Below are 24,807 nucleotides of genomic sequence, written 5' to 3' on the forward strand. Positions count from 1 at the left end.
CAATTGTTTGAAAAAAGGCTTGGGATTAGTTTGACACGGTATCAGATGTTACTTTTTTTGCTGGAGAATTCTCCTTGTAATCAAATGGCGGTTCAGGAGCGTTTGAAAATTGATCAAGCTGCTTTAACCCGGCATTTTAAGATTTTAGAAAAGGAAGGTTTGGTCGAGCGTCATCGCAATTCTGAAAATCAGCGGGAAGTGTTGGTAGAGGCTACGAAGTATGCCAAGGAGCAGTTAGTGGTGAATCCCCCTCTGACGCATATCAAGGTTAAGGAGGCGATGGAAAGTATCTTAACAGATTCTGAGAGAACAGAACTCAGCCGTTTATTAAATAAATTGGTTTTGGGTATTGAGAATATAGAGATTTAAGGAGAAAAATATGTCAATTATGACAATCATTCTAGCAACGATCGTTGCTTTGGAGCATTTTTACATTTTTTATTTGGAAAGTATTGCAACGCAATCAGATGCAACCAGTCGAGTCTTTAACATGGAAAAGGAAGAACTAGCTCGTCCGTCTGTAAGTTCACTGTTTAAAAATCAAGGGATTTATAATGCTCTACTAGGAGTCTTTCTCTTGTATGGAATTTATTTCTCACAGAATTTAGAAATTGTGACTATTTTTGTTTTATTTGTGATTGGGGCTGCGGCTTATGGCTCTCTGACAGCAGATAAGAAAATTATTTTGAAGCAAGGTGGACCAGCTATTTTGGCCTTGATTAGTATTTTCCTCTTTAAATAAGCTCAAAGGTCTATCAAAGTCTCGCTAGTCCTTTTCACTCCAGAATAAGGGAAATATGTTATACTTGTTTTTAAGAAAAAGTCTCATTGAATTGGTTTTGAGGAGTTAGAAATGAAAGTATTAGTGACAGGTTTTGAGCCCTTTGGAGGGGAAAAAGTCAATCCAGCTTTGGAGGCCATTAAAGGTTTACCAGCTGAAATCCATGGTGCTGAGGTCCGTTGGTTAGAAGTGCCAACAGTCTTTCACCAATCGGCCCAAGTGTTGGAAGAAGAGATGAGTCGTTATCAACCTGACTTTGTCCTTTGTATTGGCCAAGCAGGTGGAAGATCTAGCTTGACGCCTGAACGAGTAGCCATTAATCAAGACGATGCACGCATTCCTGATAACGAAGGCAATCAGCCGATTGACCTTCCCATTCGAGCGGATGGTGCTTCGGCCTACTTTAGTAGTCTGCCGATTAAAGCGATGGTTCAAGCTATAAAAAAAGAAGGCTTGCCGGCCTCTGTTTCCAATACGGCAGGGACTTTTGTCTGCAATCATTTGATGTATCAGGCCCTCTATTTGGTAGAAAAGAAATTTCCCCATGTTAAGGCAGGTTTTATGCATATTCCTTATATGATGGAACAGGTGGTGAATCGACCGACTACCCCAGCTATGAGTTTAGTGGACATTATGCGAGGGATAGAAGCAGCAATCGGGGCTATTATAGAACATGGAGATCAAGACCTCAAGTTGGCAGGCGGAGAAACTCATTGATAGAAAAAAGCTTGAGGGGCAACCTTCAAGCTTTTGGACGTTTTCGAGCCAATACTGCTCGGTAAAAAATTATTTTATTGATTTGAATGTAGGGTAGGAGTGAGAAACTAGCAATCCCAAAAGTAATCCAATTGAGGACGTACCAAGGAAGGAGTTGTAAGTCTAGAATAAAGCGCTGAAATTTGTAGCCTTTCATCAGGAAACGGCTGGTTTTTAAGATTTGTCCTGGTTTGGCTTGTCCTAAGTCTAGGGTGTCACAGAGGAGAAATTCTACCTGCGAATAGGCATAGTATTGTGGAATATAGAGACTATTTCCGACAATCATCAAGAGGATACTTGCTAGAAAGTAAAGACCAAAGGTCATGAGGAAGCGCTCGGTTTCAATTGACGAGAGATCCAGATTGGGAAATTCAGGATGAAGGACAACGAATTTCTTTGCTAGAAAGCTACTGTAAAAAAGAAAGTAAATTCCAAGCAAACTAGGAATACTCCATAAAAAGAGATAGAAACGTTTGAGAAGGAGAGTCAAAAAGGTTTGTGAAAAGTGCTCTTCGTTAAAGAGTGTGAGACTATTTTTGACGGATAGTTCTGTATCAGGATTCTTGATGAGTTTCAGTGTTGTATAGACTGAACTGGTTAGAAGTATTGTTCCGATAAAGGAGACTAATAGAGGAAAAAGGTAGGCTTGGAATACATGACCAAACACGCTTAAAAAGGGTTGTTCTAAAACACTCTCGTTGATGCGCTCTAAGGGATTGAGGAAGCCAGACAAGATGACCAGCATGCTAGGTAAGAGATAGACGAGAAAGAGGCGGGGATTTTCAGCCTGAAATTGTCTAGCTTGCAGACGAACAGTTTTTAAATCAATTTTTCGGTATTTCATTCTCTCATTATACCATAGTTCGTGACAGTTCCTACTTTTTTTGATAAAATCATACAGTATGCCCTTGGGCACAAAGTATGAACTGGGACTGTCTTTCCCAGCTTCGGAGGTAAAAAATGTCAGATTCACCAATCAAATATCGTTTGATTAAGAAAGAAAAACACACGGGAGCTCGTCTGGGAGAAATCATCACACCCCATGGTACCTTCCCAACACCTATGTTTATGCCAGTTGGGACACAAGCCACTGTCAAAACTCAGTCGCCTGAAGAATTGAAGGAAATGGGGTCGGGAATTATCCTGTCAAACACCTATCATCTCTGGCTTCGTCCTGGAGATGAACTCATTGCACGCGCAGGCGGTCTCCATAAGTTCATGAATTGGGACCAGCCTATTTTGACAGATAGTGGTGGTTTTCAGGTTTATTCCTTAGCAGATAGTCGCAATATCACAGAAGAAGGGGTAACCTTTAAAAACCATCTCAATGGTTCTAAGATGTTCTTGTCCCCAGAAAAAGCCATCTCTATTCAGAACAATCTGGGTTCAGATATCATGATGTCCTTTGACGAATGTCCCCAGTTTTATCAACCTTACGATTACGTTAAGAAATCAATCGAGCGTACCAGTCGTTGGGCTGAGCGTGGTTTGAAGGCTCACCGTCGTCCGCATGACCAAGGGTTATTTGGGATTGTGCAGGGGGCTGGATTTGAAGACCTTCGTCGACAATCGGCTCATGACCTTGTCAGCATGGACTTCCCAGGCTACTCTATCGGTGGTTTGGCAGTGGGAGAAACCCACGAAGAGATGAATGCTGTCTTGGACTTCACAACCCAACTGCTTCCTGAAAATAAACCTCGTTATCTGATGGGTGTGGGAGCGCCAGATAGCTTGATTGATGGGGTGATTCGTGGGGTGGATATGTTTGATTGTGTCTTGCCGACTCGTATCGCTCGTAATGGGACTTGTATGACCAGTCAAGGTCGTTTGGTTGTAAAAAATGCTCAGTTTGCTGAGGACTTTACGCCACTGGATCCTGAGTGTGATTGCTACACATGTAAGAACTATACACGCGCTTATCTTCGTCACCTGCTCAAGGCTGATGAAACCTTTGGTATCCGCTTGACTAGCTACCACAATCTTTACTTCTTGCTTAACCTGATGAAGCAAGTGCGACAAGCCATCATGGATGACAATCTCTTGGAATTCCGTGAGTATTTTATTGAAAAATATGGCTATAATAAATCAGGCCGTAATTTTTAAACTGGAATAGATATAAGCTAAAAATCCTAAGTTTTCTCTTGGGATTTTTCTTCTTTTTTTGATAGAATAAAGTGTATAATGAAAGGGAGAATAAACTCGTATGCGTATTAAATGGTTTTCCTTGATTAGGATTACAGGTTTACTTTTGGTACTCTTGTATCATTTCTTTCAGACAATCTTTTCTGGAGGATTTTTCGGGGTAGATGTCTTTTTCACATTTTCAGGTTTCCTGATTACAGCTCTACTCATCGAAGAATTTTCTAAAAATCATGAAATTGATTTGGTTGGATTTTTTAGGAGACGCTTTTATCGTATCGTTCCACCTGTGGTTTTGATGGTCTTGGTAACCATGCCTTTTACTTTCTTGGTTCGCCAAGACTATGTGGCTGGAATTGGGGGTCAAATTGCGGGTGTCTTAGGCTTCATGACCAACTTCTATGAAATCCTAACAGGTGGGAGTTATGAATCTCAGTTCATTCCTCATTTGTTTGTTCATAATTGGAGCTTGGCTGTTGAGGTTCACTACTATATCCTCTGGGGGTTGGCAGTTTGCTTCTTATCTAAGCAGGCTAAATCAAATGGTCAGTTGAAGGGAATGGTCTTTCTCTTATCTGCTGCTGCCTTCTTGATCAGCTTCTTCTCCATGTTTATTGGTAGTTTTCTAGTAACCTCTTATTCCTCTGTTTACTTCTCCAGTTTAACTCATGTCTATCCATTCTTTTTGGGAAGTGTGTTAGCAACTATCGTAGGCGTTCGTCAGACGACTTCCCTAGTTAAGCAGTTGGATAAAATCTGGGATTTACGCAAGACCCTTTTAGTTTTTGGAGGAGGTTTTGGCTTCTTACTCATTTTGACCTTCTTTGTCAAATTTACCTATCTCTTTGCCTATCTTATGGGCTTCTTGCTTGCCAGTCTTGCAGCCATTGCTATGATTCTGGCGGCGCGTGTCTTACATGAAAAGACTCCTAACGTGCAGGAGCCAAAGATTATCAGCTTTTTAGCGGATACTAGCTATGCGGTTTATCTTTTCCATTGGCCTTTCTACATTATTTTCTCACAGTTGACATCAAATCTTCTTGCTGTGTTATTAACTTTGATTTTTTCTTATGGATTCGCCAGTCTTTCATTCTATGTATTGGAACCTTGGATTGCAGGAAAGGACACACCTATTATACAAACCCTCCGTCCCCTGCCTCATATTCACACAATCCTTGCAGCAAGTACAGGAATCTTGGCATTTATTGTCTTCTTAGTGACTTTGATGGCACCACAAGTGGGAGCTTTTGAGACAGATTTGACTGTCAATGGTTTGAAGCAAGCTGAAACAAATATTGGCCAGACCAAGTTGATGGCAGAACGAGCAGAAGCTGATAGTTTGGGAATTGCTGATGGCACTATGTTAATTGGTGATTCGGTAGCACTAAGAGCTAATACAGCTTTGCAGACAGCCCTTCCTGGAGCACAGATTAATGCGCAGGTCAGCAGAACAACCAAGACCGCCAATGAAATCATGCTCAACAATAGCCAGAATAAATTTCTACCAAAGATGGTGGTTATTGCAACAGGGGTAAATAATCCTGAAAATTACAAGGAAGATTGGGATAGTATCGTGAAAAATCTTCCTAAGGGGCACCATATGGTTTTGGTGACTCCTTATGAGGGGGATAAGACAAAAGAGACTTACGCAATCGTTGAGAAGGCGGCTGCCTATATGAGAGAATTAGCAGAGAAGACTCCTTACATCACGATAGCAGATTGGAATCAAGCTGCTAAGGAACATCCAGAAATTTGGACTGGGACAGACCAAGTCCATTTTGGAAGTGACAATAGTAAAATTGAAGCAGGAGCTAAATTGTATGCAGATACCATTGCTGCAGCCTTGCAAACAGCTCAAGACAAGCCAGTCAAATCAAAATAACTTGTATTAAAAAGAGAAGAGTTGGAGAAATCCAGCTCTTTTAAAATATATCTAGAAAACAGGTCTATACCATTTACAAATGAATCAGAAAGGTTTATAATGTAATTGACATAATAAATATCAAAAGTAATCTTTTAAGGAGGTCATTATTATGCCTAATTACGTTAAAGCGGATCAGTTTTTCTATCCATTTGGCATTCGTCGCGGTGGGTACTTAGAACTTGTTGATGGCAAATTTGGGAAACATGTGGATCAAATTCCTGAAGGAGCAGAGGTTCTTGACTATACTGGTTATAGCATTGCACCAGGTCTTGTGGATACTCATATTCATGGATATGCAGGTGTAGATGTGATGGACAACAACATTGAAGGTACATTGCATACTATGAGTGAAGGACTTCTTAGTACCGGTGTTACCAGTTTCTTGCCCACAACTTTAACAGCCACTTATGAGCAATTGCTTGCAGTCACTGAAAATCTTGGAAACCATTATAAAGAAGCAACAGGTGCTAAGATTCGTGGAATTTATTATGAAGGTCCATATTTCACAGAAACTTTTAAGGGGGCACAAAATCCAACTTATATGAGAGACCCGGGTGTTGAGGAGTTTCATTCTTGGCAGGATGCTGCAAAAGGGATGCTAAATAAAATCGCTATTGCACCAGAACGTGATGGGGTGGAAGATTTTGTACGTACTATTACAGGTGAAGGTGTGACAGTTGCACTTGGACACTCAGATGCGACATTTGAACAAGCTAAGAAGGCAGTCGATGCTGGAGCTAGTGTTTGGGTACATGCCTATAATGGGATGCGTGGTTTAACACACCGCGAACTCGGTATGGTAGGAGCTATGTATGAGCTCCCACATACTTACGCAGAATTGATTTGTGATGGTTATCACGTAGATCCAAAAGCTTGTGAGATTTTACTTAAGCAAAAGGGGACAGAAAACATCGCTCTTATTACGGACTGTATGACAGCTGGTGGGCTTGAAGACGGTGACTATATGTTGGGAGAATTCCCTGTTGTAGTAGCAAATGGAACTGCACGTCTCAAATCTACTGGTAATTTGGCAGGTTCTATCCTCAAACTTAAAGATGGTATGAGAAATGTAGTCGAGTGGGGTATTGCAAATCCACACGAAGCGGTCATGATGGCTAGCCTTAACCCAGCTAAATCTGTTCACATTGATGATGTCTGTGGTCAAATCCGTGAAGGCTACGACGCAGACTTTATCGTATTAGATAAAGATTTGGAATTGGTAGCAACCTATCTAGATGGTGTGAAACGTTATCAAGCATAAGAGAGAAAGCAGAAGTTAGTGACTAGCTTCTGCTTTTTTATCTATATTACTTTACCGGTAAATAAAAAAGTTAAAAAAATCACAAAAAAACTTGAAGAAACAAACGAAAAGGCTTACAATTATATTATAAATAGTACAAATAAAAAAACGGAGGAATGCTTTATGAAAGCCTATACTTATGTTAAACCAGGACTTGCTTCTTTTGTTGATGTAGACAAACCAGTGATTCGCAAGCCAACAGACGCTATTGTGCGTATCGTAAAAACCACTATTTGTGGAACAGACCTCCATATTATCAAAGGGGATGTTCCTGCTTGCCAAAGTGGTACCATTCTTGGTCACGAAGGGATTGGGATAGTTGAAGAAGTTGGGGAAGGAGTTTCGAACTTCAAAAAAGGCGATAAGGTCTTGATTTCTTGTGTCTGTGCCTGTGGTAAATGCTACTACTGTAAAAAAGGAATTTATGCCCACTGTGAAGACGAAGGGGGATGGATTTTCGGTCACTTGATTGATGGTATGCAGGCTGAATATTTACGTGTTCCTCATGCAGATAACACTCTTTACCACACTCCAGAAGACTTGTCAGATGAAGCCTTGGTTATGCTATCAGACATTTTGCCTACTGGGTATGAAATTGGTGTCTTGAAAGGGAAAGTAGAACCTGGTTGTAGTGTGGCCATTATTGGTTCAGGTCCAGTTGGATTGGCTGCTCTTTTGACAGCTCAATTCTATTCACCAGCTAAATTGATTATGGTAGACTTAGACGATAACCGCTTGGAAACTGCTGTATCATTTGGTGCGACTCACAAGATTAATTCTTCAGACCCTGAAAAAGCCATTAAAGAAATTTATGATTTGACAGATGGTCGTGGTGTGGATGTTGCTATCGAAGCTGTTGGTATTCCTGCAACATTTGATTTCTGTCAAAAGATTATCGGTGTAGACGGAACAGTTGCCAACTGTGGTGTACATGGTAAACCAGTTGAATTCGATTTGGACAAACTTTGGATTCGCAACATCAATGTAACAACTGGTTTGGTATCTACAAATACCACTCCGCAATTGTTGAAAGCACTTGAAAGTCATAAGATTGAACCAGAAAAATTGGTAACTCATTATTTCAAACTAAGTGAAATTGAAAAAGCCTATGAAGTCTTCGGTAAGGCAGCAGACCACCATGCCATTAAGGTCATTATCGAAAATGATATCTCAGAAGCTTAAGAAGTAAAAAGTTTTATCATATAAGTAAATAGAAATTCAGTCATCATCAGATGGCTGGATTTTTATCAAAAAAGTCAAGAAATGAGCATTTTACTTTCCTTGTTTGGCGGAATTGGTTATAATATACGGTACAGAGGAATGAATATGTATCGTGTTATAGAAATGTACGGAGATTTTGAACCGTGGTGGTTCTTAGAAGGTTGGGAAGAAGATATTGTAGCAAGTAAGAAGTTTGACCAGTATTATGATGCTCTCAAATACTACAAAACTTGCTGGTTTAGATTGGAACAAGAATCCCCTCTTTATAAAAGCAGAAGTGACTTGATGACCATTTTTTGGGATCCAGAAGACCAACGCTGGTGCGATGAATGTGATGAGTATTTACAACAATACCATTCGTTGGCTCTTTTACAGGATGAGCAGGTTATCCCAGATGAAAAACTACGCCCAGGCTATGAAAAACAAACCGGTCAGGAAAGGCATCGTTCTTGCCGTATGAAATTAAAATAGAGAAAAAGTAACTTTTTTGGAGTTGCTTTTTTATTTTTTCCAACTCTTTGCGAATAGTATAGGTGAGGAGGTAAGTATGGTTCAAGAAATTGCACAAGAAATCATTCGTTCGGCTCGGAAAAAAGGGGCGCAGGATATTTATTTTGTCCCTAAGTTAGACGCCTATGAGCTTCATATGAGGATAGGAGACGAGCGTTGTAAAATCGGTTGTTATGATTTTGAAAAGTTTGCGGCCGTCATCAGTCATTTCAAGTTTGTGGCAGGTATGAATGTTGGGGAAAAGCGACGTAGTCAGCTAGGTTCCTGCGATTATACCTATGACGATAAGATGGCGTCCCTACGTTTGTCTACCGTTGGCGATTATCGAGGGCATGAGAGTTTAGTTATTCGCTTGTTGCACGATGAGGAGCAGGACTTGCATTTTTGGTTTCAGAATATTGAAGAACTGGGAAAGAAGTACAGGCAACGGGGACTCTATCTCTTTGCTGGTCCAGTCGGCAGTGGCAAGACAACCCTGATGCATGAATTGGCCAAGTCCCTTTTTAAGGGACAACAAGTCATGTCCATCGAAGATCCTGTAGAAATCAAGCAGGACGACATGCTCCAGTTGCAGTTGAATGAAGCGATTGGGCTAACCTATGAAAATCTCATCAAGCTTTCTTTGCGTCATCGACCAGATCTCTTGATTATCGGCGAAATTCGGGATAGTGAGACGGCGCGTGCAGTGGTCAGAGCCAGTTTGACAGGGGCGACAGTCTTTTCAACCATTCACGCCAAGAGTATCCGAGGAGTTTATGAACGTTTACTGGAGTTGGGCGTGAGTGAGGAGGAATTGGCAGTCGTTCTGCAAGGAGTCTGCTACCAGAGATTAATCGGGGGAGGAGGAATCGTTGACTTTGCAAACAAAGACTATCAAGAACACCAGCCAACTCGCTGGAATGCGCAGATTGACCAGCTTCTTAAAGATGGACATATCACAAGTCTTCAGGCTGAAACGGAAAAAATTAGCTACAGCTAAGCAAAAAAATATCATCACCTTGTTTAATAATCTCTTTTCCAGCGGTTTTCATCTGGTGGAGACTATCTCCTTTCTAGATAGGAGTGCCTTGTTGGACAAGCAGTGTGTGACCCAGATGCGTGCGGGCTTATCTCAGGGGAAATCATTCTCAGAAATGATGGAAAGTTTGGGCTTTTCAAGTGCCATTGTCACTCAGTTATCTCTAGCTGAAGTCCATGGGAATCTCCACCTGAGTTTGGGAAAGATAGAAGAATATCTAGACAATCTTGCCAAGGTCAAGAAAAAACTAATTGAAGTAGCGACCTATCCCTTGATTTTGCTGGGTTTTCTTCTCTTAATTATGCTGGGACTACGCAACTACCTACTACCACAACTGGATAGTAGCAATATTGCCACTCAAATTATCGGTAATCTGCCACAAATTTTTCTAGGCATGGTAGGGTTTGTTTCAGTAGGTGTCCTTTTAGCACTAACTTTTTATAAAAGAAGTTCTAAGATGCGGGTCTTTTCTATCTTAGCACGCCTTCCCTTTCTTGGAATCTTTGTGCAAACCTATTTGACAGCTTATTATGCGCGTGAATGGGGGAATATGATTTCGCAGGGGATGGAGCTGATGCAGATTTTTCAGATCATGCAGGAACAAGGTTCCCAACTCTTTAAAGAAATCGGTCGAGATTTGGCTCAAGCCCTACAAAATGGTCGGGAATTTTCTCAAACAATAGCAACCTATCCTTTCTTTAAAAAGGAGTTGAGTCTTATCATCGAGTATGGGGAAGTCAAGTCCAAGCTGGGGAGTGAGTTGGAAATCTATGCTGAAAAAACTTGGGAAACCTTTTTTACCCGAGTCAATCGTACCATGAATCTGGTGCAGCCATTGGTCTTTATCTTTGTGGCTCTGATTATCGTTTTACTTTATGCGGCAATGCTCATGCCCATGTATCAAAATATGGAGGTAAATTTTTAAAATGAAAAAACTCATGACATTCTTGAAAAAAGCGAAAGTGAAGGCTTTCACACTTGTGGAAATGTTGGTGGTCTTGCTCATCATCAGCGTGCTTCTCCTGCTCTTTGTACCTAATCTGACCAAGCAAAAAGAAGCAGTCAACGACAAAGGGAAAGCTGCTGTTGTTAAGGTGGTAGAAAGCCAGGCAGAGCTTTATAGTTTGGATAAAAATGAAGATGCTAGCCTAAGTAAGTTACAAGCAGATGGGCGAATCACAGAAGAACAGGCTAAAGCTTATAAAGAATACCATGCTAAACAAAATACCAGTCAAACCGTTGCAGATTAAGGCATTTACCATGCTGGAAAGCCTCTTGGTTTTGGGACTTGTGAGTATCCTTGCCTTGGGCTTATCCGGCTCTGTCCAGTCCACTTTTGCGGCGGTAGAGGAGCAGATTTTCTTTATGGAGTTTGAAGAACTCTATCGGGAAACTCAAAAACGCAGTGTAGCTAGTCAGCAAAAGACTAGTCTAAACTTAGATGGGCACACAATCAGTAATGACAGTCAAAAGTTGACAGTTCCTAAAGGAATTCAGGCACCATCAGGACAAAGTATTACATTTGACCGAGCTGGGGGAAATTCGTCCCTGGCTAAGGTTGAATTTCAGACCAGTAAAGGAACGATTCGCTATCAGTTATATCTAGGAAATGGAAAAATTAAACGCATTAAGGAAACAAAAAATTAGGGCAGTGATTTTACTGGAAGCAGTAGTTGCTTTAGCTATCTTTGCTAGCATTGCAACCCTCCTTTTGGGACAAATTCAGAAAAATAGGCAGGAAGAAGCAAGAATCTTGCAAAAGGAAGAAGTTTTGAGGGTAGCTAAGATGGCCTTGCAGACAGGTCAAAATCAGGTAAACATCAACGGAGTTAAGATTCAGGTGTTTTCTAGTGAAAAGGGATTGGAGGTTTATCATGGTTCAGAACAGTTGTTGGCTATCAAAGAGCCATAAGGTCAAGGCTTTCACCTTGTTGGAATCCCTGATTGCCCTTATTGTTATCAGTGGGAGCCTACTCCTCTTTCAAGCCATGAGTCAGCTCCTCATTTCAGAAGTTCGCTACCAGCAGCAAAGCGAGCAAAAGGAGTGGCTCCTGTTTGTGGACCAGTTGGAGGCAGAATTAGACCGTTCGCAGTTCGAAAAAGTAGAAGGTAATCGCATTTATATGAAGCAGGATGGCAAGGATATCTCTATTGGTAAGTTAAAATCGGATGATTTTCGGAAAACTGATGCCAGTGGACGAGGTTATCAGCCTATGGTTTATGGACTCAAATCTGCACAGATTACAGAGGAGAATCAGTTGGTTCGCTTTCGTTTTCAATTCCAAAAAGGCTTAGAAAGGGAGTTCATCTATCGTGTGGAAAAAGAAAAAAGTTAAGGCAGGAGTCCTTCTCTATGCGGTAACCATAGCAGCCATCTTTAGTCTTTTGTTACAATTTTACTTGAACCGACAAGTCGCCCACTATCAAGACTATGCTTTAAATAAAGAAAAGTTGGTTGCTTTTGCTATGGCCAAACGAACGAAAGATAAGGTTGAGCAAGAAAGTGGGGAACAGGCCTTTAATCTGGGTCAGGTGAGTTATCAAAATAAGAAAACAAGCTTGGTGACAAGGGTTCGTACGCCTAAGAGCCAATATGAGTTCATCTTTCCTTCCGTCAAAATCAAAGAAGAGAAAACGGATAAAAAGGAAAAAGTAGTGACTGATTCAAGTAATCAAGCAGAGAAGGAAAAATCAGAAGAGAAGGTTGAAAAGAAAGAGAATTCCTAGCCAATCAAGCTACTTTGTGCTAAACTAAAAATATGAAACATGATTTTAACCACAAAGCAGAAACTTTCGATTCCCCAAAAAATATCTTCCTTGCAAACTTGGTTTGTCAAGCAGTCGAGAAACAGATTGATCTTCTATCAGACAAAGAAATTTTGGATTTCGGTGGAGGGACGGGTCTGTTAACCTTGCCCCTAGCCAAGCAGGCCAAGTCTGTAACATTGGTGGATATTTCGGAGAAAATGCTGGAGCAAGCTCGTTTGAAAGCGGAGCAGCAAGATATCAAGAATATCCAGTTTTTGGAGCAAGATTTACTGAAAAAACCCTTAGAGAAAGAGATTGATCTCATTGTTGTTTGTCGTGTTCTTCATCATATGCCTGGTTTAGATGCGGCTCTCTCACTGTTTCATCAACATTTGAAGGAAGATGGACAACTCCTCATTGCTGATTTTACCAAGACAGAAGCTAACCATCATGGATTTGAATTGGTTGAACTGGAAAACAAGCTAGCCCAGTTTGGTTTTTCATCTGTGCATGGTCAGATCCTCTATAGCGCTGAAGACCTGTTTCAAGGAAAGTACTCAGAACTCTTTTTAACAGTAGCCCAAAAATCACTCGCCTAGTCAGGGAGTGATTTTTCTATAAGGATGGAAAAAAGAAGGGAAATTTGATAAGATAGGAATATGGATTTTGAAAAAATTGAACAAGCTTATACGTATTTACTAGAGAATGTCCAAGTCATCCAAAGTGATTTGGCGACCAACTTTTATGACGCCCTGGTGGAGCAAAACAGCATCTATCTGGATGGTGAGACTGAGTTAGAGCAGGTCAAGGAAAACAATCAGGCCCTTAAACGCTTAGCGCTTCGCAAAGAAGAATGGCTCAAAACCTACCAGTTTCTCTTGATGAAGGCTGGGCAGACAGAGCCTCTACAAGCCAATCACCAGTTTACACCAGATGTTATTGCCTTACTTTTGGTGTTTATTGTGGAAGAGTTGTTTAAAGAGGAGGAAATTACTATCCTCGAAATGGGTTCTGGGATGGGAATTTTGGGCGCTACTTTCTTGACCTCGCTTAATAAAAAGGTGGATTATTTGGGAATGGAAGTGGATGATTTGCTGATTGATTTGGCAGCTAGTATGGCAGATGTAATTGGTTTGCAGGCTGGCTTTGTCCAAGGAGATGCCGTTCGTCCACAAATGCTCAAAGAAAGCGATGTGGTCATCAGCGACTTGCCTGTCGGCTATTATCCTGATGATGCCGTTGCGTCGCGCCATCAAGTTGCTTCTAGTCAAGAACATACTTACGCCCATCACTTGCTCATGGAACAAGGACTTAAGTATCTCAAGTCAGACGGATATGCTATTTTTCTAGCTCCGAGTGATTTGTTGACCAGTCCTCAAAGTGATTTGTTGAAAGGCTGGTTGAAAGAGGAGGCGAGTCTGGTTGCCATGATCAGTCTGCCTGAAAATCTTTTTGCCAGTGCTAAACAATCCAAGACGATTTTTATCTTACAGAAGAAAAGTGAAACAGCAGTAGATCCTTTTGTTTATCCGCTTGCTAGCTTGCAAGATGCAAGTGTTTTAATGAAATTTAAAGAAAATTTTCAAAAATGGACTCAAGGTACTGAAATATAAAATAGATTTTGTTATAATAGATGAAAACGCTTAAAAGAGGAGTCTTGTTATGACAAAAACAATTGCAATCAATGCGGGAAGTTCAAGTTTGAAATGGCAATTATACTTAATGCCAGAAGAAAAAGTATTGGCGAAAGGTTTGATTGAACGTATCGGTTTGAAAGATTCAATTTCAACTGTAAAATTTGATGGTCGTTCTGAACAACAAATTTTGGATATCGAAAATCATACACAAGCTGTAAAAATCTTATTGGATGACTTGATTCGTTTCGATATTATCAAGGCTTATGACGAGATTACAGGTGTTGGCCACCGTGTTGTTGCCGGTGGAGAATATTTCAAAGAATCAACAGTTGTTGAGGGAGATGTTTTAGAAAAAGTTGAAGAGTTGAGCTTGTTGGCTCCTCTCCACAATCCAGCCAATGCGGCAGGTGTTCGTGCCTTCAAGGAATTGTTGCCAGACATTACCAGTGTAGTTGTTTTTGATACTTCATTCCACACAACTATGCCAGAGAAAGCTTATCGCTATCCTCTACCAACAAAATATTACACAGAAAACAAGGTTCGTAAATATGGTGCCCACGGTACAAGTCACCAGTTTGTAGCAGGAGAAGCAGCAAAACTCTTGGGCCGTCCATTAGAAGACTTAAAATTGATTACTTGCCACATCGGTAATGGTGCTTCTATTACAGCTGTTAAGGGTGGTCAATCTGTCGATACTTCAATGGGCTTCACTCCACTTGGTGGTGTGATGATGGGAACTCGTACAGGGGATATTGACCCAGCTATCATTCCTTACTTAATGCAATATACAGAGGACTTTAACACGCCTGAAGATATTAGTCGAGTCCTTAATCGTGAATCAGGCCTTATGGGTGTTTCAGGCAAATCTAGTGATATGCGAGATGTGATTGCTGCTATGGAAGAAGGGGATCACGATGCCACTTTAGCCTATGAAATGTATGTTGATCGCATTCAAAAACATATCGGTCAATACCTTGCGGTCCTAAATGGAGCAGATGCTATTATCTTTACTGCAGGTATCGGTGAAAATGCTGCAAACGTACGTGAAGATGTTATCTCAGGTATCTCTTGGTTTGGCTGTGATGTTGATCCAGAAAAGAACGTCTTTGGCGTGACAGGAGACATCTCAACAGAGGCAGCGAAGATCCGTGTATTGGTTATTCCAACTGATGAAGAATTAGTCATTGCCCGTGACGTTGAACGCTTAAAAAAATAACTAAAATCAGAAAAAATATTCCGTACAAGGAGTTGGGAAAGAGATTTTTCCAGCTTCTTTTTATGGTGAAATTGTCCAAAACCTTGCTATGATTGGCTTTTTTGAAAAATATGGTATAATAGTAGTAATTTAATAGATGGAGTTGAGTTTTGAAGAAAAACTTTCGTGTAAAAAGAGAGAAAGATTTTAAGGCGATTTTCAAGGAGGGGACAAGTTTTGCCAATCGCAAGTTTGTTGTCTACCAACTAGAAAATCAGAAAAACCATTTTCGAGTAGGTCTATCAGTTAGCAAAAAACTGGGGAATGCCGTCACTAGAAATCAAATTAAGAGACGGATTCGTCATATTATCCAGAATGCCAAAGGGAGTCTGGTAGAAGATGTCGACTTTGTTGTCATTGCTCGAAAAGGGGTCGAAACCTTGGGATACGCAGAGATGGAGAAAAATCTACTCCACGTATTAAAATTATCAAAGATTTACCAGGAAGGAAATGGGAGTGAAAAAGAAACTACAGTTGACTAGTTTGCTAGGACTGTCCCTATTTATCATGACAGCCTGTGCAACAAATGGGACAACTAGCGATATTACAGCCAATTCGGCTGATTTTTGGAGTAAATTTGTTTACTTCTTTGCGGAAATTATTCGCTTTTTATCGTTTGATATCAGTATCGGAGTGGGGATTATTCTCTTTACGGTCTTGATTCGTACACTGCTTTTGCCAGTCTTTCAAGTGCAAATGGTGGCTTCCAGAAAAATGCAAGAAGCTCAACCACGCATTAAGGCGCTTCGAGAACAATATCCAGGTCGAGATATGGAAAGCAGAACCAAGCTAGAGCAAGAAATGCGTAAAGTCTTTAAAGAAATGGGTGTCAGACAGTCAGATTCTCTTTGGCCGATTTTGATTCAGATGCCGGTTATCTTGGCCTTGTTCCAAGCTCTATCAAGAGTTGACTTTTTAAAGACAGGTCATTTCTTATGGATTAACCTTGGTGGTGTGGATACAACCCTTGTTCTTCCGATTTTAGCAGCAGTATTCACCTTTTTAAGTACTTGGCTGTCCAACAAAGCCTTGTCTGAGCGTAATGGAGCTACGACTGCGATGATGTACGGTATTCCGGTCTTGATTTTTATCTTTGGGGTTTATGCTCCGAGCGGAGTCGCTCTCTACTGGGCAGTGTCCAATGCTTATCAAGTCTTGCAAACCTATTTCTTGAACAATCCATTCAAGATTATTGCAGAGCGCGAGGCTGTAGTACAGGCACAGAAAGATTTGGAAAATAGAAAAAGAAAAGCCAAGAAAAAGGCTCAGAAAACGAAATAATAAGGAGGAATCTGGTAATGGTAGTATTTACAGGTTCAACTGTTGAAGAAGCAATCCAGAAAGGATTGAAAGAATTAGATATCCCAAGACTGAAGGCTCATATCAAAGTCATTTCTCGTGAGAAAAAAGGATTTCTTGGTTTATTTGGTAAAAAACCAGCCCAAGTGGATATTGATGCTATTAGTGAAACGACAGTTGTAAAAGCAAACCAACAAGCTGTAAAGGGAGTTCCGAAGCAAATTAATGATTTGAATGAGCCTGTTAAAACAGTCAGTGAAGCAACTGTTGATTTGGGTCATGTTGTAGAGGCAATTAAAAAGATTGAAGAAGAAGGCCAAGGGGTTTCTGATGAAGTTAAGGCTGAAATTTTGAAAAATGAAAAACATGCTAACACCATTTTAGAAGAAACTGGGCATATTGAGATTTTAAATGAATTACAGCTTGAAGAAGCTGGTTTCGGGGAAGAAGTAGAAACTCCTATTGTTGAGAGTCGAGCTGAACAAACTGAAAGTCAAGAATTAGAAGATTTGGGCTTAAAAGTGGAACCGAGCTTTGACATTGAACAAGTAGCTACGGAAGTAACGACTTATGTCCAAACAATCATTGATGATATGGATGTTGAGGCGACGATTTCAAATGATTATAACCGTCGTAGCATCAATTTACAAATTGATACCAATGAGCCAGGTCGTATTATCGGTTACCATGGCAAAGTTTTGAAGGCCTTACAACTATTGGCTCAAAATTATCTTTACAACCGCTATGCAAGAACCTTCTACATTACTATTAATGTCAATGATTATGTTGAGCATCGTGCAGAAGTCTTGCAGACCTATGCTCAAAAATTGGCGACTCGTGTTTTAGAAGAAGGACGTAGTCATCAAACAGATCCTATGTCAAATAGTGAACGCAAGATTATTCATCGTATTATTTCACGTATGGATGGCGTGACGAGTTACTCTGAGGGTGATGAGCCAAATCGCTATGTCGTTGTAGATACAGAATAAACAAAATCAGGGTTATCCTGATTTTTTGCTAGATGGAGGAGATTAAATTAATGTTGAATAAGATAAGAGACTATTTAGACTTTGCTGGTTTGCAGTATCGTAATCCGGATAAGTCTGGAGATGAGCGAGAGAAGATGTTGGAATTGCGCCACAAAGGTCAAGAGGCACGAAAGGCTTTTACAGAACTGGCTAAAGCCTTTCAAGCAAGCCATCCAGAATGGCAACTCCAACAGACTAGCCAGTGGATGAATCAGGCGCAACGTTTACGACCACATTTTTGGGTTTATATACAGAGAGACGGACAAATGACAGAGCCAATGCTGGCCTTACGTTTGTACGGGACATCTACTGATTTTGGAATTTCTTTAGAAGTCAGTTTCATCGAGCGCAAGAAAGATGACCAAACTCTAGGCAAGCAAGCCAAAGTTTTAGAAATTCCAACCGTTGAAGGGATTTATTATCTAGTATACTCTGATGGTCAAAGTCAACGGTGGGAGGCGAGCGAAGAAAATCGTCAGGTCTTAGTCGAGAAGGTAGGCAGTCAAGAAATCCGAAAAGTGTTAGTTAAAGCAGATGTTCCTGTGACTGCAAATTCATCTGAAGAAGATATCGTGGAAAATTTATTGAAATCTTATGATAAAATTCTTCCATTTTATCTAGCTACGAGAAACTAAGCTAATCATTAAAATATCATAAATCATACAGTCCAAGAGTGAACAGTCCGCTGTGTAATTCTTGGTCTTTTTGTTTCCGCTTTCAAAGTATATAATAAACCTACAAAAACAATTAAAAAGGAGAACAATTATGGAAGTCATTTCAAGTGTTCTAAATTGGTTTTCTAGCAATATTTTGCAGAATCCCGCATTTTTCGTAGGTTTATTGGTGTTGATAGGATACGCACTTTTGAAAAAACCTGCCCACGACGTTTTCTCAGGGTTTGTTAAAGCAACAGTAGGATATATGTTGCTTAACGTGGGTGCTGGCGGTTTGGTTACAACCTTCCGTCCGATCTTAGCAGCCCTTAACTACAAATTCCAAATTGGTGCAGCGGTTATCGACCCTTACTTTGGACTTGCTGCAGCAAACAACAAAATTGCAGCAGAGTTTCCAGATTTTGTTGGAACTGCAACTACAGCTCTATTGATTGGTTTCGGAATAAATATCTTGCTTGTAGCTCTTCGCAAGATTACGAAGGTAAGAACCCTCTTTATTACTGGGCACATCATGGTACAACAAGCTGCAACCGTATCTCTTATGGTTCTATTTTTAGTCCCACAATTGCGCAATGCTTATGGTACAGCGGCAATCGGTATCATCTGTGGGCTTTACTGGGCAGTTAGTTCAAATATGACTGTTGAAGCAACTCAACGCTTAACAGGTGGTGGTGGGTTTGCGATTGGTCACCAACAACAATTTGCAATCTGGTTTGTAGATAAAATAGCAGGACGCTTTGGTAAGAAAGAAGAAAGTTTAGATAATCTTAAATTACCTAAGTTTCTCTCAATCTTCCACGATACAGTTGTTGCGTCTGCTACCTTGATGCTCGTTTTCTTTGGAGCCATTCTTTTAATCTTGGGTCCAGACATTATGTCTAATAAAGAAGTCATCACTTCAGGAACTCTATTCAATCCTGCTAAACAAGATTTCTTTATGTATATTATTCAAACAGCCTTCACTTTCTCAGTTTACTTGTTTGTTTTGATGCAAGGTGTCCGCATGTTTGTATCTGAGTTGACAAATGCCTTCCAAGGTATTTCAAACAAATTATTGCCAGGTTCATTCCCAGCGGTCGACGTTGCAGCTTCTTATGGATTTGGATCTCCAAACGCTGTCTTGTCTGGATTTGCATTTGGTTTGATTGGTCAATTGATTACAATTGTCTTGCTCATCGTCTTTAAAAATCCGATTCTTATTATTACAGGATTTGTACCAGTGTTCTTTGACAATGCAGCCATTGCGGTTTACGCTGATAAACGCGGTGGATGGAAAGCGGCGGTTATCCTTTCCTTCATCTCAGGTGTTCTCCAAGTTGCTTTAGGAGCTCTCTGTGTAGCTCTTCTTGATTTAGCATCTTATGGTGGTTACCATGGAAATATCGACTTTGAATTTCCATGGCTTGGATTTGGATATATCTTCAAATACCTTGGTATTGTTGGTTATGTACTTGTGTGTCTCTTCTTGCTTGTTATTCCTCAACTTCAATTTGCCAAAGCAAAAGATAAAGAGAAATATTACAACGGTGAAGTTCAAGAAGAAGCTTAGTATCTAGAAAAGGAGAAATAAAATGGTTAAAGTATTAGCAGCGTGCGGAAATGGAATGGGTTCATCAATGGTTATCAAGATGAAGGTTGAAAATGCTCTCCGTAAGCTTAATCAAACAGATTTTACAGTCAATTCATGCAGTGTCGGTGAAGCTAAAGGTTTAGCAGCAGGATATGACATCGTAATCGCTTCTCTTCATTTGATCCAAGAATTGGAAGGGCGAACTAATGGGAAGTTAATTGGGCTTGACAACTTGATGGATGATAAAGAAATCACTGAAAAACTCAGTCAAGCACTACAGTAAAAGGTTGGAGGGGGCTGGATAGAAACTGAGAGTCATCGTTTCTGTCCTTCTCCCTCTTTAAATAAAGGAGGCAGATATGAATTTAAAACAAGCTTTAATTGACAATGACTCGATCCGACTAGGTTTAGAAGCTAAAGACTGGAAAGAAGCAGTCAAGGTAGCAGTAGATCCCTTGATTGAAAGTGGAGCAATTTTGCCAGAGTATTACGATGCTATCATTGAATCGACTGAAGAGTATGGCCCATACTATATCTTAATGCCAGGTATGGCTATGCCCCATGCTAGACCTGAAGCTGGAGTGCAAAGAGATGCCTTTTCATTGATCACCTTACAAAATCCTGTTGTATTTTCAGATGGGAAAGAAGTTTCAGTTTTGTTGGCACTAGCAGCAACAAGCTCAAAAATTCACACAAGTGTAGCCATTCCACAGATTATTGCCTTGTTTGAATTAGAAGATTCTATCGCACGTTTACAGGTTTGCCAGACTAAGGAAGATGTCTTGACGATGATTGAAGAATCTAAGGATAGCCCTTATCTCGAGGGATTGGATTTGGAAAGTTAGAAAGAGGAATAAAGAGATGACAAAAAGAATACCTAATTTACAAGTTGCATTAGATCATTCAGACTTGCAAGGAGCGATTAAAGCAGCTGTTTCTGTTGGTCAGGAAGTAGATATTATCGAAGCTGGAACTGTTTGCTTATTACAAGTTGGAAGTGAACTGGTTGAAGTCTTGCGAAGCCTTTTTCCAGATAAGATTATTGTGGCAGACACAAAATGTGCCGATGCTGGTGGAACAGTTGCCAAAAATAATGCCGTTCGTGGTGCCGATTGGATGACTTGTATCTGTTGTGCAACTATCCCTACTATGGAAGCGGCTCTAAAGGCTATCATGGCTGAACGTGGAGACCGAGGCGAAATCCAGATTGAACTTTATGGCGATTGGACTTTTGAACAAGCTCAGCTTTGGCTAGATGCTGGTATCTCACAAGCTATTTATCACCAATCTCGTGATGCACTTCTTGCTGGTGAGACTTGGGGTGAAAAAGACCTTAATAAGGTTAAAAAACTTATCGACATGGGCTTCCGTGTGTCTGTAACAGGTGGTCTAGATGTAGATACTCTCAAACTATTTGAAGGCGTTGATGTCTTTACCTTTATCGCAGGTCGTGGAATTACAGAGGCTGCAGATCCAGCAGGAGCAGCGCGTGCCTTCAAGGATGAAATCAGACGAATTTGGGGGTAAACCATGGCACGTCCAATTGGAATTTATGAAAAGGCAACCCCGACACACTTTACTTGGCTAGAACGTTTAAATTTTGCCAAGGAGTTAGGCTTTGATTTTGTCGAGATGTCTATTGATGAACGTGACGAGCGTTTAGCAAGACTGGACTGGAGCAAGGACGAGCGTTTGGAAGTTGTCAAAGCAATCTATAAAACTGGTGTTCGTATTCCTTCTATCTGTTTTTCAGGCCATCGTCGCTACCCATTGGGATCAAATGATCCAGTTCTAGAGGAAAAATCTCTAGAACTCATGAAAAAATGTATTGAATTAGCCCAAGACTTGGGAGTTCGTACTATTCAATTAGCTGGTTACGACGTTTATTATGAGGAAAAGTCACCCCAGACACGCCAACGTTTTATCAAAAATTTGAGAAAAGCTTGTGACTGGGCTGAAGAGGCTCAGGTGGTACTTGCTATTGAAATTATGGATGATCCTTTTATCAATAGTATCGAAAAATACTTGGCTGTAGAAAAGGATGTTGACTCTCCCTACCTTTTTGTATATCCAGATATTGGGAATGTGTCTGCATGGCATAATGATGTCTATAGTGAGTTCTATCTAGGTCACCATGCTATCACAGCTCTCCATCTCAAGGATACTTATGCAGTGACAGAAAGTTCAAAGGGGCAGTTCCGAGATGTACCTTTTGGGCAAGGTTGTGTCAAATGGGAAGAAGCTTTCGATATTTTAAAGCAAACCAATTATAATGGTCCTTTCCTAATCGAAATGTGGTCTGAAAATTGTGAAACTGTAGAAGAAACACGCGCAGCCATTCAAGAGGCACAAGCTTTTCTCTATCCACTAATTAAGAAAGCAGGTTTGATGTAAGATGAATCAAGTAATTAATGCTATGCGTAAACGAGTCTGTGATGCCAATCAATCATTGCCAAAACATGGACTTGTCAAATTTACCTGGGGCAATGTATCGGAAGTCAATCGTGAACTCGGTGTCATTGTTATCAAACCATCAGGCGTAGATTATGACGAATTGACACCTGAAAACATGGTGGCAACTGACCTGGATGGCAAGGTTCTAGAAGGAGATTTAAGACCATCTTCGGACCTTCCAACTCATGTGCAGTTATATAAGGCTTGGCCAGAGATTGCTAGTGTGGTCCATACCCATTCGACAGAAGCTGTTGGTTGGGCTCAGGCAGGTCGTGATATTCCTTTCTATGGAACAACCCATGCAGATTATTTCTACGGTTCAATCCCTTGCGCTCGTAGTTTGACCAAAGATGAAGTAGAAGTAGCCTATGAAAAAGATACTGGCTTGGTTATCGTAGAAGAATTTGAGCGTCGTGGTCTCAATCCTGTTGAAGTACCAGGTATTGTTGTACGCAATCACGGTCCATTCACCTGGGGAAAAAATCCAGAGAATGCTGTTTATCACTCTGTCGTACTAGAGGAAGTATCAAAGATGAATCGCTTTACAGAACAAATCAATCCAAGAGTTGAACCTGCTCCTCAGTACATTCTAGAAAAACACTACCAACGTAAGCATGGACCAAATGCTTATTACGGTCAAAAGAAATAAGAAATTGAATTGAAAAGAGGCTAGGACCTTTCGATCCAAGCCTCGCTTTTGTAATTGTAAGTATTCGTTATTAAGAGACTACTGTTGATAATTGAAATGCGTTAGTGAATGTGATACTATTATAAAGTTGTTTTCAAGGCAGTTGATTGATAGAGGAGTATGAAATATGGTACTGGATAAGGCAAGTTGTGATTTACTTCAATATTTGATGGATCAAGAAACGTCCAAAACGATTATGGCGATTTCAAAAGATTTGAAAGAGTCAAGAAGGAAAATTTATTATCACATTGACAAAATCAATGCTGCTTTGGGTGACGAGGCGCTTCATATCATTAGTATTCCACGAATTGGTATTCACTTAACGGAAGAGCAGAGAGATGCTTGTTGTGAACTATTATCGGAAGTAGATTCGTACGATTATATCATGAGTGCGCATGAACGTATGATGATAATGTTACTATGGAAAGGTATTTCTAAAGAACGTATTACGATTGAAAAATTGATGGAGTTAACAGAGGTGTCTAGGAATACTGTTCTCAATGATTTGAATAGTATTCGTTATCAACTAACTTTGGAACAATATCAGGTGACCTTGCAAGTGAGCAAGTCACAGGGATACCATCTTCATGCCCACCCTCTTAATAAAATTCAGTATCTTCAATCGCTTCTATATCATATTTTTATGGAAGAAAATGCCACTTTTGTATCTATTTTAGAAGATAAGATGAAAGAGAGGTTAGATGGTGAGTGTTTGCTTTCTGTTGAAATGAACCAATTTTTTAAGGAACAGGTTCCTTTAGTTGAACAAGATTTAGGGAAGAAAATAAATCATCATGAAGTAACTTTTATGTTGCAGGTTCTACCTTATTTGCTGTTAAGCTGTCATAATGTTGAACAGTATCAAGAAAGACATCAGGATATAGAGAAAGAATTTTCTTTAATAAGAAAAAGAATAGAGTATCAGGTGTCTAAGAAATTAGGAGAACGGTTGTTTCAAAAGTTTGAAATTTCTTTGTCAGAACTTGAAGTTTCTCTTGTAGCTGTTCTTCTCCTCTCCTATCGTAAAGATTTGGATATTCATGCAGAAAGTGATGATTTTCGGCAGTTAAAACTTGCTTTAGAAGAATTCATCTGGTATTTTGAATCACAAATCCGAATGGAGATTGAGAACAAGGATGATTTGTTAAGAAATTTGATGATCCACTGTAAAGCCTTGTTATTTAGAAAGACTTACGGTATTTTTTCTAAAAATCCTCTAACAAAACAAATTCGATCCAAGTATGGAGAATTATTTTTAGTCACTAGAAAATCTGCGGAAATTTTAGAAGGAGCATGGTTTATTCGTCTAACAGACGATGATATTGCCTATTTGACGATTCATATTGGAGGATTTTTAAAGTATACACCATCGTCTCAAAAAAATATGAAAAAAGTTTATCTCGTTTGTGATGAAGGTGTTGCGGTTTCGAGACTTTTGCTGAAACAATGCAAACTTTATTTTCCAAATGAGCAAATTGGTACTGTATTTACAACAGAACAATTTAAGAGTGTGGAAGATATTGCACAAGTTGATGTAGTGATTACTACTAATGATGATTTGGATAGCAGATTTCCGATTTTAAGGGTTAATCCTATCCTTGAAGCAGAAGATATTTTGAAAATGCTAGACTATCTTAAACACAATATATTTCGTAATGAGAGCAAAAGTTTCAGTGAAAATCTTTCTAGTCTTATTTCGTCTTATATTGTAGACAGTAAGTTGGCTAGTAAGTTCCAAGAAGAGGTTCAAACACTTATAAATCAAGAAATAGTAGTTCAAGCTTTTTTGGAAGATATTTGAAGGA

Annotated in this window: 30 protein-coding genes; 29 read left to right on the top strand and 1 reads right to left on the bottom strand. The window is 40.0% G+C overall.

The window, feature by feature from the left end:
- Positions 1-45 precede the first annotated feature (45 nt).
- The 3 genes from B7700_RS00770 to pcp all read left to right on the top strand — a co-directional run bounded on the left by B7700_RS00770 (position 46) and on the right by pcp (position 1,498).
- Entirely contained in the window at positions 46-369 is a 324-nt protein-coding gene (locus B7700_RS00770; RefSeq protein ID WP_239822537.1) for a MarR family winged helix-turn-helix transcriptional regulator, read from the top strand.
- Positions 370-379: 10 nt separating this feature from the next.
- Complete coding sequence (locus B7700_RS00775; protein ID WP_061864477.1) at positions 380-742, top strand: DUF1304 domain-containing protein; 363 nt, start codon at positions 380-382, stop codon at positions 740-742.
- A gap of 111 nt (positions 743-853) precedes the next feature.
- Positions 854-1,498, top strand: a complete 645-nt coding sequence (gene pcp / locus B7700_RS00780) for a pyroglutamyl-peptidase I (protein ID WP_078238598.1) — start codon at positions 854-856, stop codon at positions 1,496-1,498.
- 25 nt (positions 1,499-1,523) lie between these two features.
- Here pcp and B7700_RS00785 read toward each other — a convergent pair whose 3' ends face one another.
- Positions 1,524-2,381 (bottom strand): DUF975 family protein, encoded by an 858-nt coding sequence (locus B7700_RS00785; protein ID WP_084886472.1) that lies wholly within the window; start codon positions 2,379-2,381, stop codon positions 1,524-1,526.
- A gap of 116 nt (positions 2,382-2,497) precedes the next feature.
- Between B7700_RS00785 and tgt the strand changes: the two genes are divergently transcribed.
- The 26 genes from tgt (at position 2,498) to B7700_RS00915 (ending at position 24,803) form a co-directional block, all read left to right on the top strand.
- Positions 2,498-3,640, top strand: coding sequence for a tRNA guanosine(34) transglycosylase Tgt (gene tgt, locus B7700_RS00790; protein ID WP_020903627.1), 1,143 nt, complete (start codon positions 2,498-2,500; stop codon positions 3,638-3,640).
- A gap of 100 nt (positions 3,641-3,740) precedes the next feature.
- Complete coding sequence (locus B7700_RS00795) at positions 3,741-5,558, top strand: acyltransferase family protein (protein ID WP_084886475.1); 1,818 nt, start codon at positions 3,741-3,743, stop codon at positions 5,556-5,558.
- Between the two features lie 151 nt (positions 5,559-5,709).
- Positions 5,710-6,861, top strand: a complete 1,152-nt coding sequence (nagA, locus tag B7700_RS00800) for an N-acetylglucosamine-6-phosphate deacetylase (RefSeq protein ID WP_001134549.1) — start codon at positions 5,710-5,712, stop codon at positions 6,859-6,861.
- Between the two features lie 162 nt (positions 6,862-7,023).
- Entirely contained in the window at positions 7,024-8,082 is a 1,059-nt protein-coding gene (locus B7700_RS00805; protein WP_084886478.1) for a zinc-dependent alcohol dehydrogenase family protein, read from the top strand.
- A 144-nt stretch (positions 8,083-8,226) separates the two neighbouring features.
- Positions 8,227-8,592: a DUF1033 family protein gene (locus B7700_RS00810; RefSeq protein WP_000286409.1), complete on the top strand. Its 366-nt coding sequence runs from the start codon at positions 8,227-8,229 to the stop codon at positions 8,590-8,592.
- 76 nt (positions 8,593-8,668) lie between these two features.
- Positions 8,669-9,610: a competence type IV pilus ATPase ComGA gene (comGA, locus tag B7700_RS00815; protein WP_070526327.1), complete on the top strand. Its 942-nt coding sequence runs from the start codon at positions 8,669-8,671 to the stop codon at positions 9,608-9,610.
- Positions 9,558-10,574 (top strand): competence type IV pilus assembly protein ComGB, encoded by a 1,017-nt coding sequence (gene comGB, locus B7700_RS00820; RefSeq protein ID WP_083306561.1) that lies wholly within the window; start codon positions 9,558-9,560, stop codon positions 10,572-10,574. The genes comGA and comGB overlap by 53 nt, the downstream gene beginning before the upstream one ends.
- A 1-nt stretch (position 10,575) precedes the next feature.
- Positions 10,576-10,899, top strand: coding sequence for a comG operon protein ComGC (gene comGC / locus B7700_RS00825; RefSeq protein WP_024056742.1), 324 nt, complete (start codon positions 10,576-10,578; stop codon positions 10,897-10,899).
- Positions 10,862-11,296, top strand: a complete 435-nt coding sequence (gene comGD, locus B7700_RS00830) for a competence type IV pilus minor pilin ComGD (protein ID WP_049546625.1) — start codon at positions 10,862-10,864, stop codon at positions 11,294-11,296. Before comGC ends, comGD begins: the two co-directional genes overlap by 38 nt.
- Entirely contained in the window at positions 11,259-11,561 is a 303-nt protein-coding gene (gene comGE / locus B7700_RS00835; RefSeq protein ID WP_153199764.1) for a competence type IV pilus minor pilin ComGE, read from the top strand. Before comGD ends, comGE begins: the two co-directional genes overlap by 38 nt.
- Entirely contained in the window at positions 11,524-11,985 is a 462-nt protein-coding gene (gene comGF, locus B7700_RS00840) for a competence type IV pilus minor pilin ComGF (RefSeq protein WP_084886480.1), read from the top strand. Before comGE ends, comGF begins: the two co-directional genes overlap by 38 nt.
- Positions 11,963-12,376, top strand: a complete 414-nt coding sequence (gene comGG / locus B7700_RS00845) for a competence type IV pilus minor pilin ComGG (protein ID WP_084886484.1) — start codon at positions 11,963-11,965, stop codon at positions 12,374-12,376. Before comGF ends, comGG begins: the two co-directional genes overlap by 23 nt.
- A gap of 32 nt (positions 12,377-12,408) precedes the next feature.
- On the top strand, positions 12,409-12,996 hold the full coding sequence (locus tag B7700_RS00850) for a class I SAM-dependent methyltransferase (RefSeq protein WP_192855639.1): 588 nt from the start codon (positions 12,409-12,411) through the stop codon (positions 12,994-12,996).
- Between the two features lie 60 nt (positions 12,997-13,056).
- Positions 13,057-14,010: a class I SAM-dependent methyltransferase gene (locus B7700_RS00855; protein ID WP_084886487.1), complete on the top strand. Its 954-nt coding sequence runs from the start codon at positions 13,057-13,059 to the stop codon at positions 14,008-14,010.
- A 49-nt stretch (positions 14,011-14,059) separates the two neighbouring features.
- The gene (locus B7700_RS00860) at positions 14,060-15,250 is read left to right on the top strand and encodes an acetate kinase (protein ID WP_084886490.1); all 1,191 of its coding nucleotides are present in this window, start codon (positions 14,060-14,062) and stop codon (positions 15,248-15,250) included.
- A 149-nt stretch (positions 15,251-15,399) separates the two neighbouring features.
- Complete coding sequence (gene rnpA / locus B7700_RS00865) at positions 15,400-15,771, top strand: ribonuclease P protein component (RefSeq protein ID WP_000739245.1); 372 nt, start codon at positions 15,400-15,402, stop codon at positions 15,769-15,771.
- The gene (locus B7700_RS00870) at positions 15,746-16,570 is read left to right on the top strand and encodes a membrane protein insertase YidC (RefSeq protein WP_004236733.1); all 825 of its coding nucleotides are present in this window, start codon (positions 15,746-15,748) and stop codon (positions 16,568-16,570) included. Before rnpA ends, B7700_RS00870 begins: the two co-directional genes overlap by 26 nt.
- Before the next feature lie 17 nt (positions 16,571-16,587).
- Positions 16,588-17,577, top strand: coding sequence for an RNA-binding cell elongation regulator Jag/EloR (jag, locus tag B7700_RS00875; protein WP_084886493.1), 990 nt, complete (start codon positions 16,588-16,590; stop codon positions 17,575-17,577).
- A 50-nt stretch (positions 17,578-17,627) separates the two neighbouring features.
- Positions 17,628-18,251 carry a ribonuclease P gene (locus tag B7700_RS00880; RefSeq protein WP_084886496.1) on the top strand — a complete coding sequence of 208 codons (624 nt, stop codon included), beginning with the start codon at positions 17,628-17,630 and terminating at the stop codon, positions 18,249-18,251.
- A gap of 130 nt (positions 18,252-18,381) precedes the next feature.
- A complete protein-coding gene (locus B7700_RS00885; RefSeq protein ID WP_000452073.1) occupies positions 18,382-19,839 on the top strand; it encodes a PTS ascorbate transporter subunit IIC in 1,458 nt (485 codons plus the stop codon).
- Between the two features lie 22 nt (positions 19,840-19,861).
- Positions 19,862-20,143, top strand: coding sequence for a PTS sugar transporter subunit IIB (locus B7700_RS00890; RefSeq protein ID WP_000241466.1), 282 nt, complete (start codon positions 19,862-19,864; stop codon positions 20,141-20,143).
- A 76-nt stretch (positions 20,144-20,219) separates the two neighbouring features.
- Positions 20,220-20,705, top strand: a complete 486-nt coding sequence (locus B7700_RS00895; RefSeq protein WP_033679597.1) for a PTS sugar transporter subunit IIA — start codon at positions 20,220-20,222, stop codon at positions 20,703-20,705.
- Positions 20,706-20,721: 16 nt separating this feature from the next.
- The gene (locus B7700_RS00900) at positions 20,722-21,387 is read left to right on the top strand and encodes a 3-keto-L-gulonate-6-phosphate decarboxylase UlaD (protein WP_023947938.1); all 666 of its coding nucleotides are present in this window, start codon (positions 20,722-20,724) and stop codon (positions 21,385-21,387) included.
- A gap of 3 nt (positions 21,388-21,390) precedes the next feature.
- Positions 21,391-22,254, top strand: a complete 864-nt coding sequence (locus B7700_RS00905) for an L-ribulose-5-phosphate 3-epimerase (RefSeq protein WP_023947936.1) — start codon at positions 21,391-21,393, stop codon at positions 22,252-22,254.
- Position 22,255: 1 nt separating this feature from the next.
- Entirely contained in the window at positions 22,256-22,963 is a 708-nt protein-coding gene (locus B7700_RS00910; protein ID WP_049532033.1) for an L-ribulose-5-phosphate 4-epimerase, read from the top strand.
- A 166-nt stretch (positions 22,964-23,129) separates the two neighbouring features.
- Complete coding sequence (locus tag B7700_RS00915) at positions 23,130-24,803, top strand: BglG family transcription antiterminator (RefSeq protein ID WP_084886499.1); 1,674 nt, start codon at positions 23,130-23,132, stop codon at positions 24,801-24,803.
- The last annotated feature ends 4 nt before the right edge of the window (positions 24,804-24,807 follow it).

Origin of the sequence: Streptococcus mitis (assembly GCF_002096755.1) — a bacterium.
Lineage (GTDB): Bacteria > Bacillota > Bacilli > Lactobacillales > Streptococcaceae > Streptococcus > Streptococcus mitis_AC.

What these genes read in the sequence shown, in the direction of transcription:
- B7700_RS00770 (WP_239822537.1), top strand. Translation starts at nt 46, where the DNA reads ATGTTACTTTTTTTGCTGGAGAATTCTCCTTGTAATCAAATGGCGGTT.
- B7700_RS00775 (WP_061864477.1), top strand. Translation starts at nt 380, where the DNA reads ATGTCAATTATGACAATCATTCTAGCAACGATCGTTGCTTTGGAGCAT.
- pcp (WP_078238598.1), top strand. Translation starts at nt 854, where the DNA reads ATGAAAGTATTAGTGACAGGTTTTGAGCCCTTTGGAGGGGAAAAAGTC.
- B7700_RS00785 (WP_084886472.1), bottom strand. Translation starts at nt 2,381, where the DNA reads ATGAAATACCGAAAAATTGATTTAAAAACTGTTCGTCTGCAAGCTAGA.
- tgt (WP_020903627.1), top strand. Translation starts at nt 2,498, where the DNA reads ATGTCAGATTCACCAATCAAATATCGTTTGATTAAGAAAGAAAAACAC.
- B7700_RS00795 (WP_084886475.1), top strand. Translation starts at nt 3,741, where the DNA reads ATGCGTATTAAATGGTTTTCCTTGATTAGGATTACAGGTTTACTTTTG.
- nagA (WP_001134549.1), top strand. Translation starts at nt 5,710, where the DNA reads ATGCCTAATTACGTTAAAGCGGATCAGTTTTTCTATCCATTTGGCATT.
- B7700_RS00805 (WP_084886478.1), top strand. Translation starts at nt 7,024, where the DNA reads ATGAAAGCCTATACTTATGTTAAACCAGGACTTGCTTCTTTTGTTGAT.
- B7700_RS00810 (WP_000286409.1), top strand. Translation starts at nt 8,227, where the DNA reads ATGTATCGTGTTATAGAAATGTACGGAGATTTTGAACCGTGGTGGTTC.
- comGA (WP_070526327.1), top strand. Translation starts at nt 8,669, where the DNA reads ATGGTTCAAGAAATTGCACAAGAAATCATTCGTTCGGCTCGGAAAAAA.
- comGB (WP_083306561.1), top strand. Translation starts at nt 9,558, where the DNA reads ATGGACATATCACAAGTCTTCAGGCTGAAACGGAAAAAATTAGCTACA.
- comGC (WP_024056742.1), top strand. Translation starts at nt 10,576, where the DNA reads ATGAAAAAACTCATGACATTCTTGAAAAAAGCGAAAGTGAAGGCTTTC.
- comGD (WP_049546625.1), top strand. Translation starts at nt 10,862, where the DNA reads ATGCTAAACAAAATACCAGTCAAACCGTTGCAGATTAAGGCATTTACC.
- comGE (WP_153199764.1), top strand. Translation starts at nt 11,259, where the DNA reads ATGGAAAAATTAAACGCATTAAGGAAACAAAAAATTAGGGCAGTGATT.
- comGF (WP_084886480.1), top strand. Translation starts at nt 11,524, where the DNA reads ATGGTTCAGAACAGTTGTTGGCTATCAAAGAGCCATAAGGTCAAGGCT.
- B7700_RS00850 (WP_192855639.1), top strand. Translation starts at nt 12,409, where the DNA reads ATGAAACATGATTTTAACCACAAAGCAGAAACTTTCGATTCCCCAAAA.
- B7700_RS00855 (WP_084886487.1), top strand. Translation starts at nt 13,057, where the DNA reads ATGGATTTTGAAAAAATTGAACAAGCTTATACGTATTTACTAGAGAAT.
- B7700_RS00860 (WP_084886490.1), top strand. Translation starts at nt 14,060, where the DNA reads ATGACAAAAACAATTGCAATCAATGCGGGAAGTTCAAGTTTGAAATGG.
- jag (WP_084886493.1), top strand. Translation starts at nt 16,588, where the DNA reads ATGGTAGTATTTACAGGTTCAACTGTTGAAGAAGCAATCCAGAAAGGA.
- B7700_RS00880 (WP_084886496.1), top strand. Translation starts at nt 17,628, where the DNA reads ATGTTGAATAAGATAAGAGACTATTTAGACTTTGCTGGTTTGCAGTAT.
- B7700_RS00885 (WP_000452073.1), top strand. Translation starts at nt 18,382, where the DNA reads ATGGAAGTCATTTCAAGTGTTCTAAATTGGTTTTCTAGCAATATTTTG.
- B7700_RS00890 (WP_000241466.1), top strand. Translation starts at nt 19,862, where the DNA reads ATGGTTAAAGTATTAGCAGCGTGCGGAAATGGAATGGGTTCATCAATG.
- B7700_RS00895 (WP_033679597.1), top strand. Translation starts at nt 20,220, where the DNA reads ATGAATTTAAAACAAGCTTTAATTGACAATGACTCGATCCGACTAGGT.
- B7700_RS00900 (WP_023947938.1), top strand. Translation starts at nt 20,722, where the DNA reads ATGACAAAAAGAATACCTAATTTACAAGTTGCATTAGATCATTCAGAC.
- B7700_RS00905 (WP_023947936.1), top strand. Translation starts at nt 21,391, where the DNA reads ATGGCACGTCCAATTGGAATTTATGAAAAGGCAACCCCGACACACTTT.
- B7700_RS00910 (WP_049532033.1), top strand. Translation starts at nt 22,256, where the DNA reads ATGAATCAAGTAATTAATGCTATGCGTAAACGAGTCTGTGATGCCAAT.
- B7700_RS00915 (WP_084886499.1), top strand. Translation starts at nt 23,130, where the DNA reads ATGGTACTGGATAAGGCAAGTTGTGATTTACTTCAATATTTGATGGAT.